This window comes from Actinomadura sp. 21ATH, assembly GCF_041951345.1.
Classification (GTDB): Bacteria; Actinomycetota; Actinomycetes; order Streptosporangiales; family Streptosporangiaceae; genus Spirillospora.
Genome location: NZ_JBGNUR010000001.1, coordinates 776508 through 793248 on the forward strand (window position 1 = coordinate 776508; position 16741 = coordinate 793248).

General features: G+C 75.0%; 13 protein-coding genes. 8 read left to right on the plus strand and 5 right to left on the minus strand.

The features are described 5' to 3' along the window. Window positions 1–36: 36 nt before the first annotated feature. From ACA361_RS03830 to ACA361_RS03855, 6 genes are all read left to right on the plus strand, one after another. Window positions 37–774 carry an ATP-binding protein gene (locus tag ACA361_RS03830; RefSeq protein ID WP_375010371.1) on the plus strand — a complete coding sequence of 246 codons (738 nt, stop codon included), beginning with the start codon at window positions 37–39 and terminating at the stop codon, window positions 772–774. 10 nt (window positions 775–784) lie between these two features. Further along, window positions 785–1432, plus strand: a complete 648-nt coding sequence (locus ACA361_RS03835) for a response regulator (RefSeq protein WP_375010372.1) — start codon at window positions 785–787, stop codon at window positions 1430–1432. Window positions 1433–1474: 42 nt separating this feature from the next. Further along, a complete protein-coding gene (locus ACA361_RS03840) occupies window positions 1475–2347 on the plus strand; it encodes a cytochrome P450 (RefSeq protein WP_375010373.1) in 873 nt (290 codons plus the stop codon). Between the two features lie 123 nt (window positions 2348–2470). After that, window positions 2471–3796 (plus strand): sensor histidine kinase, encoded by a 1326-nt coding sequence (locus tag ACA361_RS03845; protein ID WP_375010374.1) that lies wholly within the window; start codon window positions 2471–2473, stop codon window positions 3794–3796. Beyond that, window positions 3793–4458 carry a response regulator gene (locus ACA361_RS03850; RefSeq protein ID WP_375010375.1) on the plus strand — a complete coding sequence of 222 codons (666 nt, stop codon included), beginning with the start codon at window positions 3793–3795 and terminating at the stop codon, window positions 4456–4458. The genes ACA361_RS03845 and ACA361_RS03850 overlap by 4 nt, the downstream gene beginning before the upstream one ends. A 115-nt stretch (window positions 4459–4573) precedes the next feature. Beyond that, a complete protein-coding gene (locus ACA361_RS03855; RefSeq protein ID WP_375010376.1) occupies window positions 4574–5191 on the plus strand; it encodes a two-component system response regulator in 618 nt (205 codons plus the stop codon). Between the two features lie 53 nt (window positions 5192–5244). Here the strand turns inward: ACA361_RS03855 and ACA361_RS03860 are convergent, their stop codons facing one another. The 3 genes from ACA361_RS03860 to ACA361_RS03870 are packed head-to-tail and all read right to left on the minus strand — an operon-like array spanning window position 5245 to window position 10255. Then, window positions 5245–6645, minus strand: coding sequence for a serine/threonine-protein kinase (locus ACA361_RS03860; RefSeq protein WP_375010377.1), 1401 nt, complete (start codon window positions 6643–6645; stop codon window positions 5245–5247). A gap of 44 nt (window positions 6646–6689) precedes the next feature. After that, window positions 6690–8423, minus strand: coding sequence for a serine/threonine-protein kinase (locus ACA361_RS03865; protein ID WP_375010378.1), 1734 nt, complete (start codon window positions 8421–8423; stop codon window positions 6690–6692). A 26-nt stretch (window positions 8424–8449) separates the two neighbouring features. Beyond that, window positions 8450–10255: a protein kinase gene (locus ACA361_RS03870; RefSeq protein ID WP_375010889.1), complete on the minus strand. Its 1806-nt coding sequence runs from the start codon at window positions 10253–10255 to the stop codon at window positions 8450–8452. Between the two features lie 358 nt (window positions 10256–10613). On the opposite strand from ACA361_RS03870, the gene lysX reads away from it, so the two are divergent. Further along, window positions 10614–13880 (plus strand): bifunctional lysylphosphatidylglycerol synthetase/lysine--tRNA ligase LysX, encoded by a 3267-nt coding sequence (gene lysX / locus ACA361_RS03875; RefSeq protein ID WP_375010890.1) that lies wholly within the window; start codon window positions 10614–10616, stop codon window positions 13878–13880. A 22-nt stretch (window positions 13881–13902) separates the two neighbouring features. On the opposite strand, the gene ACA361_RS03880 is transcribed toward lysX, so the two are convergent. Continuing rightward, window positions 13903–14430 (minus strand): hypothetical protein, encoded by a 528-nt coding sequence (locus ACA361_RS03880; RefSeq protein ID WP_375010379.1) that lies wholly within the window; start codon window positions 14428–14430, stop codon window positions 13903–13905. A gap of 44 nt (window positions 14431–14474) precedes the next feature. Then, the gene (locus ACA361_RS03885) at window positions 14475–14855 is read right to left on the minus strand and encodes a hypothetical protein (RefSeq protein ID WP_375010380.1); all 381 of its coding nucleotides are present in this window, start codon (window positions 14853–14855) and stop codon (window positions 14475–14477) included. A gap of 89 nt (window positions 14856–14944) precedes the next feature. Between ACA361_RS03885 and ACA361_RS03890 the strand changes: the two genes are divergently transcribed. Continuing rightward, entirely contained in the window at window positions 14945–16738 is a 1794-nt protein-coding gene (locus tag ACA361_RS03890; protein WP_375010381.1) for a TerD family protein, read from the plus strand. Window positions 16739–16741: the final 3 nt, after the last annotated feature.

A 16741-nucleotide genomic window follows, 5' to 3' on the forward strand; every position in this document is an offset into this window, starting at 1 on the left:
ATGAACAACGGGCAGTCTCGGTCATCTCCGTTCGACATGCCCGCCCATCCCGCGGCCCACGGCCTCGACCAGGCCGCGCCCGACCGCACCGGAGCCGCCGCGGAGACCGGCGACCCGAACCTGTGGCGGCGCCGGCTGCGGCACGACATCCGGCACGAACTCGGCACGATCATCATGCTCGCCTCGGCCGTCGCGGTCGCCGACGACGTCGGCGCCACCAGCCGCGAGCGGATCGAGCAGCTGCTCGGCGAGACCCGCTGGCTCGACCACCTGCTGCGCCGGCTCGACGGTGACGGCCCGGGCGAGCGCGGGCACGAGCACGCGCTGCCCGTGCCCGAGCGCATCCGGGTGGACTGCCTCACCGCCGAGGTCGTCACCGGCATGCGGCTGGCCACCCCGCACGAGGTCCGCTTCGCCGGTGGCGAGGCGTGGGCGCACATGGACCCGGTGGCGCTGTGGCGCGCGCTGCGCAACGTGCTCGACAACGCCTGCCGGGTCGCGGCCGGCCGGGTGGACGTCCAGGTCACCGCCGACCGCGGCCGGGTCACCGTGCAGGTCGACGACGACGGTCCCGGCTTCGGCGCCGGCTCGGGCGGGCTGGCCTCGCTCGGGCTCGGCATCGTGCACGACCTGATCTCCGAGTACGGCGGCGGGCTGGAGATCCGCACCGGCGCGATGGGCGGCGCCCGGGTCCGCATCCTGCTGCCGTCCGCCCCGCCCGCCGAGGCCGTCCCGGCCGCCGTCTCCGCCGACGATTGGCGGCCGCATCCATGAGGACCCGCCCATGAAGGTCCTCGTGTGCGACGACCACGCGGTGTTCGCCGACTCGCTGTCGCTGGTGCTGGCGGACGCCGGGCACGCCGTCGTGGGGGTGGCGTACTCGCCGGCGGAGGCGCTGCCGCTGCTGCGCGCCGACCCGCCGGACGTGTGCCTGATCGACCTGCGGTTCCCGGCGGGCACCGCGCTGGACTGGATGCCGCGGCTGCGCGCCGCGGCCCCGGAGGCGCGGTTCGTGGTGCTGACCGGCTTCCTGGAGCAGCGGGTCCTGGACGCGGGCCTCGCGGCGGGGGTGCACGGCTTCGCGCACAAGGGCCAGCAGGCCGGCGACGTCCTGGCGGTGCTGCGCCGGGTCGAGGCCGGCGAGATCGTCGCCGACCGGGCCGCCCGGCGCGGCGGCGACCGGGCGCACGGCCGGGCGGGGCAGGTCGCGCGGTTCCTCACGCCGCGCGAGCGCGAGGTGCTGACCCGGCTGGCGCGCGGCGAGTCCACCCAGGCGCTCGCCAAGGCGATGGGCGTGACCCGCAGCACCGCCCGCAGCCACGTCCAGAGCGTGCTGAGCAAGCTGGGGGTGCACTCGCAGCGGGAGGCGGTCATCGAGGCGGCCCGGCACGGGCTGGTGAGCGTCGAGACCGGGGAATGGCTCGCCGGCTGAAGCGGGGGGAAGCGGGGGGAAGCAGGGGAACGGAGGGAGCCCATGCCTCAGCGGCGAGGCGCCCGGCCGGTCGCCGGGGCGGAGGCGTTGGCCTGCCCGGACACCTACGCCCGCGGCGTCCCGTACGACCTGCTGGACCGGCTGCGCGCCCGCACCCCGGTGACTTGGCTGGACGAGCGCGGTGCGGGCGGGCCGGGCTCGTGGGTGGTGCTGCGGTACGCCGACGTCCGGTACGCGCTCGCCCATCCGGAGCTGTTCGCCCCCGACCCCGCCGCCGGTCCGCACGGGACGGCGGCGGGCCCGCCGCTGCCGTCCGCCGCGATGGTCGACATGGAGCCGCCGGCGCGCGCCCTGCTGGCCGCGATCACCGGCGACGCCCCCGCCGACTTCGCCGAGATCGCCGCGGAGCTCCCCGAGACCGTCCGGAACACGCTCGCGGGCGGCCTGTACGCGCTGCTGCGCGCCCCCGAGCAGTACGCGCGCCTGCGGGCCGCCCGCGCCGACGGCGTCCTGCTCGACGCCGCCGTGGAGGAGATGCTGCGCTGGTGGACGCCGGTCATGTGCGCGCGCCGTGCCGTACGGCGCCCGACGGACCTGGGCGGCGTCCCGCTGCTGGCCGGGGAGCGGGTGTCGCTGTGGCTCACGGCGGCCGGCCACGACGGGGCCGCGTTCCCGGAGCCGCACCGGTTCGTCCCGGACCGCTTCAGGCCCGGCGGCCGGGCGCGCCCGCACCTCGCCCTCGGCCACGGCCCGCACGCCTGCCTGGGGGCCATGCTCGCCCGGCTCCACCTGCGCGCGCTGCTCACCGCCGTCCTGGAACGCCCCGGGCGCCTCGTCCAGGCGGGCGAGCCCGTCCGCCTGCGGTCCGCCACCCGGAACGGCTTCGAGCGCCTGCCCGTCCGCTGGAGCGGGTGAACGCGCCATGCCCGGCCTCCGACCGGCGATTACCGCCGCGACCTCCCGTACCTCCGCGGGAGTAGGCCCGGTCACTCCCCCGGACCGACGCCGCCGCCGGGCCCGGTGACCTAACTTGCACGCATGACCAGTTCCCCGCCGGGCGCGCAGGTACGGCCCCACCTGCCGCTGCCGAGCACGTGGCCCGCCTGGATGGTGCCGGCGCTCCTCGCGTTCGTCCAGGTCGTCGGTTCGCTGGGCGCGCAGAGCGGGGAGCGCCGCGGCGGGCACGGCGGCAGCGGGCCGCCGTGGGGGGAGACGCACGGCCCCTGGCAGAGCGACCCCGGGTACACCAGCACGCCGCTCGACCCGCTGGGGTTCGCGCTGCTGGCAGGCGGCCCGGCGCTGCTGCTGCTGCGCCGACGGCACCCGGTGTTCACGCTGGCGGCGGTGGGCGCGGTCACGCTGGTCTACCTGCTGCGCGCCTACACGTACGGGCCGGGCCTGCTGGCGGTGGCGGTCGCGCTGGTGGGCGCCGTGGTCGCCGGGCACCGGCCGGCCGCCTGGGTGGGGGCGGGCACCGCGCTCGTCGGGTACTTCGCGCTGACCACCGCGATCGGCGTGCCGTTCGAGGAGCGCGGCCGCGCGGGCACCCCCTTCCCGGTGGAGGAGCCGTCGGTGGGCGGCGCGGCGTTCGCGCTCGCGTGGGTGCTGATCGCGCTGATCAGCGGGGAGCTGATCAGGATGCGCACGATGCGGGCCGCGGCGGCGGCCCGCACCCGGGCCGAGGAGGAGCGCCGCCAGGCCAGCGAGGAGCGGCTGCTGATGGCCCGCGAGCTGCACGACGTGCTGGCGCACAACATCTCGATGATCAACGTGCAGGCCGGGGTGGCGCTGCACCTGATCGACGACGACCCGAACCAGGCGCGCACCGCGCTGGCCGCGATCAAGGAGGCCAGCAAGGAGGCGCTCACCGAGATGCGGTCGGTGATCGGGGTGCTGCGCTCGCAGGGCGAGAGCGCGCCGCGCTCCCCCACCGCCGGCCTGGACCGGCTGGACGAGCTGCTCGGCCGGGCCCGGTCGGCGGGCCTGCGGGTGGAGTCGGAGATCGTCGGCGAGCGGCGGCCGCTGCCCGCCGGCACCGACCTGGCCGCGTTCCGGATCGTCCAGGAGTCGCTCACGAACATCACCCGGCACGCGGGTCCGGGACCGGTGACGGCCCGGCTCCGGATCGCCTACGGTGAGCGGGAGGTCGCCGTCCGGGTCGAGGACGACGGCCACGGCGTGTCGCTGCTGGACGACCATCCGGGCGGCAGCGGGATCAACGGCATGCGGGAGCGCGCCGCGGCGCTCGGCGGCACGTTCGAGGCCGGGCCGCGGCCGGGCGGCGGGTTCCGGGTGAGCGCGACGCTGCCGGCCACCGAGGGGCCCGCCGGCGCGGAGCCCGCGGGCGAGGGAGACACGGAATGATCAAGGTCCTGCTGGCCGACGACCAGGTCCTGGTCCGCGCGGGGTTCCGGGCGCTCCTGGACGCCCAGGCCGACATCGAGGTGGTGGGCGAGGCGGGCGACGGCGAGGAGGCCGTCGCGCAGGCCCGCCGGCTGCGTCCCGACGTGATCCTGATGGACATCCGGATGCCCGGCCTGGACGGCCTGGAGGCCACCCGCCGGATCGCCTCCGACGAGCGGCTGGACGGCGTCCGGATCGTCATCCTCACCACGTTCGAGCTGGACGAGTACGTGTTCGAGGCGCTGCGCGGCGGGGCGGGCGGGTTCCTGGTCAAGGACACCGAGCCGGTCGAGCTGATCCACGCCGTGCGGGCGGTCGCGGCCGGCGACGCGCTGCTGTCGCCGAGCGTGACCCGGCGGCTGATCGCCGAGTTCGCCACCCGGGCCAAGGAGCCCGCGCCGTCGCCCCGCCTCAACGCCCTCACCGAGCGCGAGCGCGAGGTGATGACGCTGGTCGGCGAGGGGCTGACCAACGAGGAGATCGCGGCCCGGCTGGTGGTGAGCCCGGCGACCGCCAAGACCCATGTGAGCCGGACGATGGTCAAGCTCGGCGCCCGCGACCGCGCCCAGCTGGTGGTGTTCGCGTACGAATCCGGCCTGGTGAAGCCCGGATGGCTGTCCTGACGGCGGCACTCTGTGCTGATTCGGCGCTGATTCGGCGCCGTTCCCTGGTCGCGCCGGGCACGGGCATGACAGGGTTGTCGCACGACAAACGCTTGACCGAAGCGCGGAGGAGCCGGTGCCGCACGCCACGAAGATCCTGGCCGTGGACGACCGCGAGGAGAACCTCGTGGCGCTCGCGGCCGTCCTCGACGCGCTCCCGGTCGAGGTGGTCTCCGTCTCCTCCGGCCGGGCGGCGCTCAAGGAGCTGCTGAACGACGAGTTCGCGCTGATCCTGCTCGACGTGGTGATGCCCGAGATGGACGGGTTCGAGACCGCCGGGCACATCAAGAGCCGGCCCCGGACCCGGGACATCCCGATCATCTTCCTGACCGCGGCGGGCGAGGCCGGCGAGCAGGCGTACCAGGGGTACGCGGCGGGCGCGGTCGACTACCTGACCAAGCCGTTCGACCCCTGGCTGCTGCGCGCCAAAGTGTCGATCTTCGTCGATCTGCACCGCCGCACGCTCCAACTCCGGCGGCAGGCCGCGCTGCTGCGGCAGGCGCTGGACGACGACGAGGACGGCACGCCCGGCGGCGGCGAGCAGATCCTCAAGTCGCTCGACGACCGGATGACCCGGGTCGAGGACGGCGTCGCCCGGCTGCGCGGCGGCCAGGACGCCGCGGCGCTGGCGGATCTGGACGCGCGCGTCGCCGAGCTGCGGCTGGCGCTGAACGCCCTCATCGCCGGCAGCTGAACCGCCGCCGCGGGCGCCCTGCCCGCCGGGGGCCGGGCCGGCGGGGCGCCGTCTCAGCCGCCGCGGGCGGCCTCGACCCGCACCTCGCCGGCGGCGCCGGTACCGCCGTTGATCTTCGATCGGATGATCAGCGCCCCGCCCAGCACCGCGGCGACCACCAGGATCACCGCGATGGTGACGATCACGATGGTCCGGCGGCGCTCCTTCTCGCGCCGGCTCAGCGCCGTCGCGGGCGGCCGCTGCCACTGCTGCGACTGCGCGGGCTGCTCCCACGGCGGCGGCGTCCGCGGGGCCCGCATCCCCGGCACCTGGCCGCCCTGCGCGGGCGGCGGCGCCCACTCGGTCTCCAGCAGCGTGCGCGGCTCGTCCTGCCGCCCGTACTGGGAAGGGCGCGAGGGCTGCGAGGCGGGCGGCCGGGGCGGCGGTGGCGGCGGGTTGGGCGGCCCCGGCGGACCCGGCGGGGCGTGCGACGCCGAGCCGGTCCCCGGATCCTGCCGGGTGATTTCCTCGAACTCGGCCGAGTCGAGGATGGTGTCGGCGGGCTCGTCCACGACCGTCTGCTCGTAGCGGCGCAGGGGCTCGTCCAGCAGCGTCTCGTCCGTACGCGGGGGCGGGGGCGGGGGCGGCGGCACGACCGGCCGGGGCATCGTCGCCACCCGGTCGAGCAGCGGCTCGGCCTGCGCGGCCGTCATCCGGCGGGCCGGCTCGCGGGCGAGCAGCCCGTCCAGGACCGCGCGCAGCGGCCCGGCGTTGCGCGGCGGCGGCACGGGCTCGATCAGCGCGGCCTGGAGCGAGGACATCGCGTCGGACCGCTCGTACGGCGACCGGCCCTCCAGCGCGGCGTACATCGTCGCCCCGAGCGCCCACAGGTCGGACGCCGGCACCGCCCGCTCGCCCTGGGCGCGCTCCGGCGGGATGTACGCGGGCGACCCCATGACCAGGCCGGTCTGGGTGAGGGTGGCGTCGCCCTCGACCTGGGCGATGCCGAAGTCGGTGAGGACCACCCGGCCGGCGTCGGTGATCAGCACGTTGCTGGGCTTGACGTCGCGGTGCAGGATGCCCTTCTCGTGCGCGTGCCGGAGGGCGCCCAGCATCTGCAGGCCGATCTCGGCGACCCGGCGGTGCTCCAGCAGCCCCTCCTCCAGCACGTCCTGGAGCGAGCGGGCGCGGACCAGCTCCATCACGATCCACGGCCGGTCGGCCTCCTCCACGACGTCGTGGACGGTGACGACCCCCGGGTGGTTGAGGCGGGCGGAGGCGCGGGCCTCGCGGAAGGTGCGCTTGTAGGTCAGCTCGTGCTCGTCCGGGCCCAGGCCGGGCGGCAGCACGACCTCCTTGACCGCGACCTCGCGGTCGAGCATCACGTCATAGGCGCGCCAGACCGTGCCCATGCCGCCACGGCCGACCACGGCGTCCAGCCGGTACCGGTTGGCGAGCAGATGCCCCTCAGCCATATCTCAATGGTCCCCCGTGTCGCGCGGCGCTGCCTAGACCACGTTCACGGCTGGAACGTGTCGAGGACATTGTTCACGGTCCGCTGGTATTGATTCCACTGGCCCGCCGGAACCGCGACCAGCACCGCGAACGGGCGGCCGCCCGCGATCACCCCGCGGTCGACGGCCCGGAACGTGCTCCAGGTGAACTCGATGTCGGCCGCGGGCCGCTGCCCGACCGTGGTCCTGCGCAGGTCGACGCGCCGGTACCCGGCGAGCGAGCCCTTGCTCCGCACCTCCCGGTCCCACTGCACCCAGTGGGCGTACGGGTCGCCCGTCCAGAACGTCCGGTCGACCTGGACGTAGGCGTCGGAGTCCGGATCCAGCCACAGCGTGCTGTTGCCCTGCTCCTTGCGGGTCCAGTGGGCGGGCACCCCGATCGAGTACCCGTGGACGCGCACGCGGGTGAACCCCGGTGGCAGCGGGGTCGCGGCGGGCGACGCGCCCGCCGTGTTCCGTGTGGCCTGCCCGCCGGTGCCGCCCTGGCCCGGCGTCCGCTGTCCCGGGCTCACCTTGGCCGCGTCGTACGGGGCCTCCTGGCCGTCGCCCCTCTGCGAGAAGACCACCAGCCCGGCGATCACCGTGATCACGGCCGCGGTGGCCGCCGCCGCCAGCAGCATGATCGCGGGCGAGCGCTTCTTCGGCGGCGTCCCGGCGGCCGTGCGGCCGTCGTACGGGCGCGCGATGTCGTGGGTGGGCAGGTCCGGGACGGGCACGCCGGTCGTCCGTCCCGTCGCCGCCATCTCCGGCGAGAGCGTCGGAGCCGGCACCGAAACCGGAGCCGGAGCCGGGCCCATCGCCAGGCCGGCCGCACCCGCCATGCCCGCTGTGCCCGCTGTGCCCGCCATGCCCGCTGTGCCCGCCATGCCCGCTGTGCCCGCCGTGCCCGCCGGGGACGGCACGGGGCTGCCCGCCATGACCGCGGCCAGCATCTCCTCGGCCTGCTCGGCGCGGAGCCGCTCCACCGGGTCGCGCCGCAGCAGCCCGTACAGGACGGGACCGAGCGGCCCCGCGTTCCGCGGCGGCGGCGGATCCAGCGTCATCACCGCCGCCAGCACGGCCATCGCCTCGGACCGGTGGTGCGGCGGCTTGCCCTCGCACGCCGCGTACAGCGTGGCCCCCAGCGCCCACAGGTCGGACGCCGGCATCGCGCGCTCGCCCTTCAGCCGCTCGGGCGCCATGTACGCGGGCGACCCCATCAGCAGCCCGGTCTGGGTGAGCGTCGCGTCGCCCTCGACCTGGGCGATGCCGAAGTCGGTGAGGATCGCGCGGTCGTCGTCGGTGAGCAGCACGTTCGCCGGCTTCACGTCGCGGTGCAGGATGCCGATCGCGTGCGCGGCGCGCAGCGCCCCGACGACCTGCCGGCCGATCCCCGCCACCCGGCCGGGCGGCAGCGGCCCGTCCTGGTCCAAGACCTCCTGGACGGACCGGGCGCGGACCAGCTCCATGACGATCCACGGCCGGTCGTCCTCGTCCACGACATCGTGTACGGTCACCACGCCCGGATGGTTCAGCCGCGCGGACGCGCGCGCCTCGCGCAGCGTGCGCCGGTGCCGGTCGGCGCGCTCCTCGTCGCTCAGCTCGTGGCGGAGCAGGACCTCCTTGACCGCGACCTCGCGGCCGAGCATCTCGTCCCGGGCCCGCCAGACGGTCCCCATCCCGCCGCGCCCGACGACCGACAGGAGGCGGTAGCGGCCAGCAAGCAGGCGCTCATGCGCCGATTCGTCCCCGTCCGACATGTATGGCGACCTTATCTGGTTGGGCGTCAGTCACGCGGCTTGAAGAACCGGTAGACCGGGTCCATCCGGGCGAACGTCTCGTCCCAGTCCTTGTCGGGGGCGACGAGCACGATGGCGTAGCCGGTGTCGTTCATGACGAAGCCCCGGTTCAGCGCGTGGAGCCGCTGGCCGCTCCCGTCGTAGGTCCACTCCCAGTCGGCGGCGTCGTCGCCGTCGGGGTCGCTGACCGGCTCGCCCTGCGCGACCGGCCTGATGCCGAGCAGCTTGTAGCCGCCGAACCGGCCGCGGGCCTGGGGCTCGTAGTTCTCCCAGTCCTCCAGCGCGCTGTCGTTGGGGTCGTCGGTCTGGTCGACCTGGATGTACCCGGGACCGCTCGGCGGCTCGAAGAACACGCTGCTGGGCGAGGAGCCGCGCTTCAGCGGCCCCTTCCAGTCCTTGGGGATCGCGATGGAGAACCCGGAGGAGTCCTTGTGGACGCGGAAGTCCGCCGGGACCGTCGGGCTCGGCGTGCCGCTCGGCGACCGCGTCGGGGTCGCCGACGTGGCGGGCGGCCGCTTCGCCTCCGGCGAGGAGCTGGCGCCGCGCGTGCCGCCCTCCTTCTCGTCGCCGCCGTTGGTCAGGGCGAACCCGACCACGGCGACGAGAAGCACCACGACGACCGCCGCGACGACGAGCACGTTGCGGTTGTCGGCCAGCGTGGACCGCCCGGATCCGGCGCCGGGCGGCGCGGGCGGCCGGCTCGCGGGCTCGGTGGGCGGGCCGGGGCGCCACGCCATGGCGCTCGCGGGCTCCTTGGCCGTACGCGAGGGGTCGTCCTCCCCCGCGGCGGGCACGACCTTCGTCCGCCCGTTCCCGGCCTCGCCGTCGTCGGCGGCGGGCGGCGCGGGCTCGGCGTAGGACTCGGCGTACGGCTCGTCCGCGTACGCCTGCTCGGTGTAGGTCTGCTCCGCGTAGCCGTCCCGCGCGGTCTGCTCGGCCTCGGCCGGGTCCCCGGCGGGCGGCGGCGCCTCCTCCCGCTGCTCGGGAAGCGGCTCGTCCATCGGGTACTGGACGGCCATCGTCCGCTGGGTGTCGAAGGTCTCCTGGCGGACGATGTCGTCGAGCAGGATCCCGGCCTCGATGGCGTCCATCCGCTGGTCGGGGTCCTTGCGCAGCAGCCCGCGGATGACCGGGGCGAGCTTGCCGGCGTGCTCGGGCGGGTCGGGGTCCTCGGAGATGACGGCGACCAGCGCCGCCATCGGCTCGGGCCGCTCGAAGGGGGACTTGCCGTGCGTCATCGAGTACAGCGTGACGCCGAGCGACCACAGGTCGGAGGCGGGCCCGGCGGTGCGGCCGCGGGCGCGTTCGGGAGCGATGTAGGCGGGCGAGCCCATGACCAGGCCCGTCTGGGTGAGCGTGGCGTCGCCGGCGGCGGTGGCGATGCCGAAGTCGGTGAGGACGGCGCGGTCGCCCCGGGTGATCAGCACGTTGCTGGGCTTGACGTCGCGGTGCAGGACGCCGGCGTCGTGCGCGGCGTGCAGCGCGGCCAGCATCTGGCGGCCGATCTCGGCGGCGCGCCGGACCTCCAGCGGCCCCTCCTGCTTGATCACCTGATCCAGGGACCGGGCGTGGATGAGTTCCATGATGATCCACGGGCGCCCGTCCTCCTCCACGACGTCGTACACGGTGACGACGCCGGGGTGGCCGAGGCGCGCCGCCGTGCGCGCCTCGCGGAACGTGCGCTTGTGGTGGACCGAGCGTTCCTCATCGGTGAGACCATGCGGCAGGATGACCTCTTTCACCGCAACGTCACGACCGAGGACCTCATCGTGAGCCTGCCAGACCGTACCCATACCGCCGCGGCCGACCTGGGTGACCAGTCGGTAACGGTGGGCGAGCAACCGCTCACCGGAGGTCTCATTAGGCATATCCGCGACCATATCGACTTTTGCTGACAACCTTGGACGGCCTTCGTGGGGAAGATGATGCGCGCGAGGTGGAAGCCTCGCGCCGGGGGTCTGCCCCGTGTGACATTGTCCCCCCTGTGACGGCGTCCCCTACCCGTAGGACGCCCGACGTGTCGCGCAGGTTCGCGGCGCGGGCTGCGAGTGAGCGACAGAAGTGTGGACGAACGTGACGACATCTGGCACCGCCGGTAAGACGCCCGCCCCGAGCGGCCCGCCCGCCGGCACCGCGAGCGGCCGCGCGGCCATGAACACGCGAGGGCTTATCCAGTCGGTACCGACGATCTTCTTCTGGTACACCCGGCTGTCCGGCATCCTGTCCATCCTGGCCTGGCTGTCCTCCGACCTCATCCTGGAGGTCGCCGACATCTGGGCGCTGCGCTGGATCTACTACCTCGGGTTCACCGCGAGCGTCCCGTTCGGGTTCCTGCTCATCCTGCTGTCGATGGGCGTGCGGCGCCGCAAGAAGGCCGCCTGGCGGATCCTCGTCCTCCTCTTCGGGCTGTATTCGACCACCTCCACGCTGCTGCTGATCGCGCTCATCCTGGACCCGGACGAGCCCACGCCGATCGGCGAGTGCATCACCACCGCCGTGTTCCTGGCGGTGCTGGGTCTCATCATCGCGGCACGCGGCGAGTTCACCACGCTTCCCGACCGCGCCAACCGGCGCGTCGCGGCGATCGTGTTCACCGGCCTGGTGCTCGTCAGCGGGTGCGTCGGCACGCTCCTGGTCGCGCTCACCGACCAGGACCCGGCCGGCGGGTTCTGGAGCGACCCCTGGTACGTGGCGCTGCAGACGGTGCTGGGCGCGGGCGTCACCGGCGAGCCGCTGGACGTGCTGGTGCCCGGCTGGGTCGACGTCATCATCGGCGTGCTCGGCACCGGGCTGCTGATCGTCACGTTCTGGGCGCTGTTCCGGCCCGGCCGCCGGGACGCGATCCTGGACGCCGACGAGGAGCTCGCGGCCCGCACCCTGCTGGCCGAGTACGGCGACCAGGACTCGCTCGGCTACTTCGCGCTGCGCCGCGACAAGGACGTCATCGTCGCCCCGAACGGCAAGGCCGCCATCGCCTACCGGGTGGAGGGCTCGGTGTCGCTGGCCAGCGGCGACCCGCTGGGCGACCCCGAGTCGTGGGACCAGGCGATCGCCGCCTGGCTCGGCGAGTGCCACGCGCACGCCTGGATCCCGGGCGCGGTCAGCGTCGGCGAGCGCGCCGCGCACATCTACCGGCGGCACGGCTTCGACGCGTTCGAGCTGGGCGACGAGGCGATCCTGGACCTGACCGACTTCAACCTCGACGGCCGCGAGATGCGCCAGGTCAGGCAGGCGGTACGGCGGGTGGAGCGGGCCGGCTACACGGTCCGGATCCGGCGGCACGCGCAGATCGCCGGCTGGGAGATGGCCAAGCTGATCCGCAGCGCCGACGCCTGGCGCGGCGAGGAGACCGAGCGCGGCTTCTCGATGGCGCTCGGCCGGCTCGGCGACCCGACGGACGGCCGCTGCGTGATGGTGGAGGCGTTCGACGCCGGCGGCGAGCTGCGCGGGCTGCTCAGCTTCGTGCCGTGGGGCCGGACGGGCCTGTCGCTGGACCTGATGCGGCGCGACCGCGGGGCCGAGAACGGGCTGAACGAGTTCATGGTCGCCAAGCTCGCCGAGAAGGCCGCGACGGTCGGCGCGCAGCAGCTCTCGCTGAACTTCGCGATGCTGCGCGCGGCGTTCGAGCGCGGCTCGCAGATCGGCGCCGGGCCGGTCGCGCGGCTGTACTACCACTTCCTGTCGTTCGCCTCCCGCTTCTGGCAGCTGGAGTCCCTCTACCTGGCGAACGCCAAGTACAACCCCGTCTGGCGGCCGCGCTTCATCTGCTACCAGCAGAGCCGCGACATCATCCGGCTCGGCCTCGCCTACGCCAAGGCGGAGGGGTTCCTGCCGAGCCTCAGCCGGCCGCGGCTGGACCGCGCCGCGCGGACGCAGCCCTCGCCCGCCCTGGCCGCCAAGATCCAGGAGATCGAGGAGGCGGCGGAGGCGGCCCGCGCGCCGCAGCGGCGGCTGTCGGAGCAGGAGCGGGTCCGGCACGCCAAGCTCGACCAGATCCGCGCGGCCGGGATGGAGCCGTACCCGCTGGGCTTCGACCGCACCGACGACGCGGCCGGGATCCGCGCGCGCTTCCCCGGCCTGGCGCCGGACGCGCGCACCGGCGCGGACGTCGCGATCGCCGGGCGGGTCGTGCTCGCCCGCGAGCACGGCCGGCTCATCTTCGTGACGCTGCGCGACGAGACCGGCGACCTCCAGGTCATGCTGACGGCCGACGCGCTCGGCATGGACTCGCTGCGGTCCTGGAAGGCGCTGATCGACCTCGGCGACCAGGTCGGCGTCACCGGTGAGGTGGTGACCTCCCGTACGGGCGAGCTGTCCGTTCTGGCGGGATCCTGGAAGCTGACCGCGAAGTGCCTGCACCCGCTGCCGAACAAGAGCACCGGCCTCGCCGACCCGGAGGCGCGGGTCCGGCAGCGGTACGTCGACTACATCGTCAACGACGAGGCCCGCCGGATGCTGCGGATGCGCGGCGACGCGGTGGCGGCCGTCCGGGACGTGCTGCGCGAGCGGCGCTACCTGGAGGTCGAGACGCCGATGCTCCAGCCGATCCACGGCGGCGCGACCGCCCGCCCGTTCACGACCCGGATGAACGCGTACAACATGCAGCTCTACCTGCGGATCGCGCCGGAGCTGTACCTGAAGCGGCTGCTGGTCGGCGGGGTCGGCAAGGTCTTCGAGCTGAACCGCAACTTCCGGAACGAGGGCGTGTCGCACAAGCACAACCCCGAGTTCACGATGCTGGAGGCGTACGAGCCGTACGGCAACTACGACACGATGGCCGTGCTCACCCGCGATCTGGTGATCGCCGCCGCCCGCGCCGCGCTCGGCACCACGGTGGTCGTCCGGGACGGCACCGAGTACGACCTGGCCGAGCCGTGGCGGGAGATCACCGTGTACGGGTCGGTGTCGGAGGCCCTCGGCGAGGAGCTCACCCCCGACAGCCCGATCGGGACGGTACGGGCCGCCGCCGAGCGGGCCGGGCTGAACGCCGACCCGGCGTGGGGGCAGGGGCGGCTCGTCCAGGAGCTGTTCGAGGCGCTCGTGGAGGAGGGGCTGAAGGCGCCGACGTTCGTGCGCGACTACCCGGCCGAGACGTCGCCGCTCACCCGCCCGCACCGCAAGGACCCGCGGCTGGCGGAGAAGTGGGACCTCATCGTCTTCGGCCTGGAGCTGGGCACCGCGTACTCCGAGCTCATCGACCCGATCCTGCAGAGGCAACGGCTCACCGAGCAGTCGCTCCAGGCGGCGGGCGGCGACCCGGAGGCGATGGAGCTGGACGAGGACTTCCTGCGCGCGCTGGAGTACGCGATGCCGCCGGCCGGCGGGATGGGCATGGGCATCGACCGGCTGCTGATCACGCTCACCGGCCGCAGCATCCGCGAGACGGTGCCGTTCCCGCTGGTCCGCCCCGGCTCCTGAGCCCCTGCTCCGGGCGGCGCTCCTACAGGAAGCGGGGCCGCGAGCGGAGGCCGTGCGCGGCGAGCCACTGCCGGGCGCGGCCGCGCCGCTCCTCCTCCGGGGAGTCGGCGGGCCCCTGCGGCCAGAACATCAGCCAGCGGCGCGGCTCGTCGCCCACCGCGATGTCGGGCCCGATGTCGCCGGTGCGCAGGTCGACGACCTGCGCGCCCTCGGCCGGGTCGGCCTCCATCAGCAGCCCGAGCATGCCCAGCTCCACCGGCACGTCCGCCAGCCCGGACGGCGCGCCCTCCAGCGCGCCGGTCAGCTCGGCCGCCAGCTCCGCGTCGCCGTCCAGGCCGCGCCCGGCCAGCTCCTCGACGCACTTGCGCGCGAGCCGCACGGTGCCGGGCCGCGCGTCCCCGTCCTCCAGGGCCGCGACCAGGACGTCGCCGGCGTGCTGGAGCACCGGCCCGAGCGGCCGGTCCGCCAGCAGCGGCAGCCCGGCCTCCGGATCCCGCCGGTACGCGGCGGCGCGCAGCAGTGCCAGCGCGTCCTCGTCCCATTCGGCCACATGTCGTATATACAGAACGCGGGTGACAGCCGGGAACGGAACCGTCAGACCGGCGGGCGCCGGTCCTCCACGTGGACGACCGTGAGCTCGCGCCCGTCCAGGTCGCGCTTGGACCGGCCGAGCAGGCCGACCCGCAGCTCGTCCGGATCCTCGACCTCGCCCGGGGCCACGTAGGTGAGCACGTCGTCGTGGTGCCCGTACACGACCCAGCCGGGCGCGTCGTCCAGCTCGATGGTGCCGAAGTCGGCGGCCGGCGTCCCCGCCGCGACCGGCCCGTACTCGCGCAGGATGCCGACCGCCTGCGCGGCCAGATCGTCCTCCGGGGCCATGAGGATCACGCACGTGCCGTGCTCGAACGCGACCCACGACTTCCCCTCGCCGAGGATCACCGCGCGCCATACCCCGACGAGTTCTTCTGCCTGCATGAGGCGATGATGCCGTGCCCCGTGTCCACTTGTGGGCACTTTCCGGTCATCCGGCGTTCGCTCAGGTCAGCGCGCTCTAACCTGCGGCCATGCGACCGCCCGGTGACTCTTCGGAATGGGCGCTCGTCGACGTCGAGACCTCCGGTCTGCGCGCGCACGAGCACCGCGTCCTCTCGCTCGCCGTCGTGACCGTCGACTCCGGCGGCACCCCCACCGGGGAGTTCTCGACGCTGCTCGATCCCGGCTGCGATCCCGGCCCGGTGCACGTCCACGGGCTCACCCGCGACCGGCTGCGCGGCGCGCCCGCGTTCGAGCAGGTCGGCGCGCGGGTCGCGGAGCTGCTGAGCGGGCGGGTGATGGTGGCGCACAACGCGCCGTTCGACTACGGGTTCCTGGCGCGCGAGTTCGCGCGGGCCGGGCTGCCGCTGCCGGTCCGGCGGCGGATGTGCACGCTCGCGCTCAACCGGCGGCTGGCGCCGCCGACCGCGGACCTGCGGCTGGGCACGCTCGCCGCCCACTACGGCGTCCGCCACGGGCGCGCGCACGAGGCGCTGGAGGACGCGCGGGCGCTCGCCGGGGTGCTGCGCGGCTCGCTGGACGCCGCCGCCCGGATCGGGCTGCCGCTGCCGCTCGTCGCCTGCCCGCCCAAGCAGAACGGCGCGTACCGGCCCCGCACGCCCAAGGTCCGCTGCGCGTACCGGAGCCCGGGCCGGCTGGTGGACGGGGGGCCGCTGGTGCAGGGCATGAAGGTCGCCATCACGGGCGAGACCAGGGTCCCGCGCGAGGAGCTGGCGGCGCGCGCCGCGACGGCGGGCCTGAACGTGATGGCGTCGGTCAGCCGCCACACCGGCGTCCTGGTGGCGAACGACCCGGCATCGGGGACGGCGAAGGCGCGCCGGGCCCTGGCCGAGGGCGTGCCGGTCCTGGACGAGGAGGCGTTCCTGCGCCTGCTGGACGGCGTCCGCGAGGGCGTCCCGCACGACCCGGCCGGGAGCCCGGCACCCGCCACGGCACCGCCTCCGGCTCCGGCGCCCGTGTCCGTTCCCGCGCCGCGTGCCGGGAAGGGGCCGCTGGCGGGACGGCGCGTGCTCGTCGTCGGCGGCACGCATCCGGAGGCGTCCGGCGCCCGTACCCGGGTGGTGGAGCTGGGCGGCGCCGCCGCGGTGAACCTCTCGGCGAGCGTGACGGACGTGGTGGTGCTCGCGGGCGGCGAGGACGACCGGCGGATGGCGCGGGTGAAGGCGCTGGAGCTGCCCGTGTACGACGGCGGCTGGCTCGGCGCTCCCGTGCCGCGGCCGGCCCCCGAGCGCCCGGCGGACCCGTTCGTGCTGGTCCGCGGCGCGGTCGCCGACCTGCCCGTCGGTGCCGAGGCGGGGCGGTGGACGGTCGCGGCGTCGTGGGCGCAGCACGCGGCGTGCGAGGTGGACGTCGTCGCGTTCGCCCTCGACGCGGACGAGCAGGTGACCTGCGACGAGGACTTCGTGTTCTACGGGCAGCCGGAGGGCGCGGGCGGCGCGGTGACGCTGTCGGCGGACGGGCCCGCCGAGCAGGCGGTCACGATCGACCTCGCGGCGCTGCCGGGCGAGATCCGCAAGGTGGTGGTCGCGGCGGCCGTCGACGGGGCCGCGACGTTCGGCGAGCTGGGCGCCGTGGAGATCGCCGCGGGCCCGGGCCGGCAGGGCCGCGCGCTGGCGCAGGCGACGCTGGACGCCGGCACGACCGAGCGCACGATGCTGCTCGCCGAGATCTACCGGCGGGGCGGCGGGTGGCGGCTGCGCGCCGTCGGCCAGGGGTACGAGTCCGGACTCGGCGGCCTGGCCACCGGCTTCGGCGTCGACGTCGAAGACGGGGGCGGGGACGGGGACGGGGACGGCGCCGGGTGAGCG

Bases quoted from the DNA above. Each gene is read 5' to 3' on its own strand.
- ACA361_RS03845 (WP_375010374.1), top strand. From the start codon at position 2,471: ATGACCAGTTCCCCGCCGGGCGCGCAGGTACGGCCCCACCTGCCGCTG.
- ACA361_RS03835 (WP_375010372.1), top strand. From the start codon at position 785: ATGAAGGTCCTCGTGTGCGACGACCACGCGGTGTTCGCCGACTCGCTG.
- ACA361_RS03870 (WP_375010889.1), bottom strand. From the start codon at position 10,255: ATGGGTACGGTCTGGCAGGCTCACGATGAGGTCCTCGGTCGTGACGTT.
- ACA361_RS03840 (WP_375010373.1), top strand. From the start codon at position 1,475: ATGCCTCAGCGGCGAGGCGCCCGGCCGGTCGCCGGGGCGGAGGCGTTG.
- ACA361_RS03865 (WP_375010378.1), bottom strand. From the start codon at position 8,423: ATGTCGGACGGGGACGAATCGGCGCATGAGCGCCTGCTTGCTGGCCGC.
- ACA361_RS03860 (WP_375010377.1), bottom strand. From the start codon at position 6,645: ATGGCTGAGGGGCATCTGCTCGCCAACCGGTACCGGCTGGACGCCGTG.
- ACA361_RS03850 (WP_375010375.1), top strand. From the start codon at position 3,793: ATGATCAAGGTCCTGCTGGCCGACGACCAGGTCCTGGTCCGCGCGGGG.
- lysX (WP_375010890.1), top strand. From the start codon at position 10,614: ATGAACACGCGAGGGCTTATCCAGTCGGTACCGACGATCTTCTTCTGG.
- ACA361_RS03885 (WP_375010380.1), bottom strand. From the start codon at position 14,855: ATGCAGGCAGAAGAACTCGTCGGGGTATGGCGCGCGGTGATCCTCGGC.
- ACA361_RS03830 (WP_375010371.1), top strand. From the start codon at position 37: ATGCCCGCCCATCCCGCGGCCCACGGCCTCGACCAGGCCGCGCCCGAC.
- ACA361_RS03890 (WP_375010381.1), top strand. From the start codon at position 14,945: ATGCGACCGCCCGGTGACTCTTCGGAATGGGCGCTCGTCGACGTCGAG.